At 62.6% G+C, this 1,800-nt stretch carries 2 protein-coding genes; one reads left to right on the plus strand and one right to left on the minus strand.

Annotated elements, in window-relative coordinates; genetic code table 11:
- Positions 1–106: 106 nt before the first annotated feature.
- Positions 107–898, plus strand: a complete 792-nt coding sequence (locus tag EN984_RS33330) for a YdcF family protein (RefSeq protein ID WP_127276740.1) — start codon at positions 107–109, stop codon at positions 896–898.
- On the opposite strand, the gene EN984_RS33335 is transcribed toward EN984_RS33330, so the two are convergent.
- A complete protein-coding gene (locus tag EN984_RS33335; RefSeq protein ID WP_027161543.1) occupies positions 877–1,590 on the minus strand; it encodes a DUF599 domain-containing protein in 714 nt (237 codons plus the stop codon). The two genes, EN984_RS33330 and EN984_RS33335, sit on opposite strands and share 22 nt — an antisense overlap.
- Positions 1,591–1,800: the final 210 nt, after the last annotated feature.

A 1,800-nucleotide genomic window follows, 5' to 3' on the forward strand; every position in this document is an offset into this window, starting at 1 on the left:
CATGCCCTGAAAGTCGGAATCGATTTTCGGAAGGATCCTGCGCAAAATCAAAGTGTTAGCGTCCTTTGAGCGCCCACGCCCGCGCGGCGCTGCAATGGGGTGAGCGATGTTCTTCTACCTGTCCAAGATCTTCTGGTTCTTCATCCAGCCGCTCAACCTGGCGATCTTCCTGCTGCTGGCGGGACTGCTCGCGGCCATGATCGGGCGCCGGCGGCTGGCGGCCACCGGCAGCTTGCTGGCATTTCTGATCCTTGCGCTGTCAGCCTGGACGTCGCTCGGCGCCATGATGCTCAATCCGCTGGAAGAGCGCTTCGCGCGCCCGCCGCTGCCGGCAAAGGTCGACGGCATCGTCGTGCTCGGCGGCGGCTTTGAGGGCGCCATCAATCTGGCGCGGGGCGGCTATGAGTTGAACAGCAGCGGCGATCGGATGGTCGAGACCGCAGTTCTGGCCCGGCGCTTTCCCACCGCCAAGGTGGTCGTCTCCGGCGGCACCGGCGCGTTGTTTCTCGATGGCGAGGGCGATGCCGCAACCGCGCCGCGCCTGCTCACCGCGCTTGGCGTGGCCGCCGATCGTCTGATCCTGGAGAACAAATCCCGCAACACCTATGAGAACGCGGTCTTCACCAAGGAGTTGGTCACGCCGAAGCCCGGCGAGACCTGGCTGCTCGTGACCTCAGCCTTCCATATGCCGCGCGCCAAGGCGCTGTTCGACAAGGCCGGCTTCGCCACCGTTCCCTGGCCGGTCGACTATCGCACCTCGGGCAAAGAAGGCATCGGGCTGTTCCGCGATAATCCGGCCGACTCACTGCAGGCCACCACCATGGCCATCCGCGAATGGATCGGGCTTTTTGCCTATTGGCTGTCTGGCCGGATCGATCAGCCTTTTCCAGGCGGCTGACCGATCACCGCCTGCCTGGCGGCCGAGAAGAACTGGCGCCGCACCAGAACGGCCAGCAGCAACAGCGTCGACAACACGAACACCATGGGGTCGACGAACCAGCCGAGATAACCGATCGAGAAGAACACCCCGCGCAGGCCGGAGTTGAAGTGCTTTCCGGCCAGCATGTTCATTTGCGCCGCACGCCACACCGCCGTTTCGGTGACAGGATTGCGTGAGGCTTCGCCATGCGGGATCGGCACGGCGCCGATCAGGATCGTGCAATAGTTGAACAGCCGGTACGCCCAGCCGAATTTGAAGAACGAAAACGCCAGGATCAGCACCAGTCCGAACACCTTTATCTGAAAAGCCGCGCGCGACGGCGCGCCACCCAAGGGCAGGTCGCTGAGCACTTCAAGAACCCGGTCGGACGCGCCGAGCAAGGCAAAGCAGCCGCCGATCGCGATCAGCGAGCTGGAGGCGAAGAAGGCGGTGCCTTGCTGCAGCCCGCTCATAATGGCGGTGTCGACGATGCGGATCTCGCGCTCGGCCATGGTCCGCATCCAGGCTTGCCGCTGTGCATTCATCGCCGTCGTCAGCGACATGCGGCTGACCAGCTTGCCGTCGGAGGCGAACGTGTGCAGCAGCCACGCGACGAGGAAGAAGGCCAGCGCCGCGAGATCGGCTGTCGAAAGATCGAGGGAATCGCCCATGGACTGAATTTATCACATTCAGCGCAATCGCTTCGATGTCCGCATACAGCGATCGTACCAATGTCGCTGCCGGAGCAAACAAGGTCGGCGGGTGCAGCGCCGCGATTTCCAAAAGAGCGGAAACATCGTGGGAATTCCTATATGTAGTCCTCGACCTGACTCCAGGAGACAACGCCGCGTGTTCCTTTCGGTTTTCGACCTGTTCAAGAT

Source organism: Mesorhizobium sp. M7A.F.Ca.CA.004.12.1.1 (assembly GCF_003997835.1).
Lineage (GTDB): Bacteria > Pseudomonadota > Alphaproteobacteria > Rhizobiales > Rhizobiaceae > Mesorhizobium.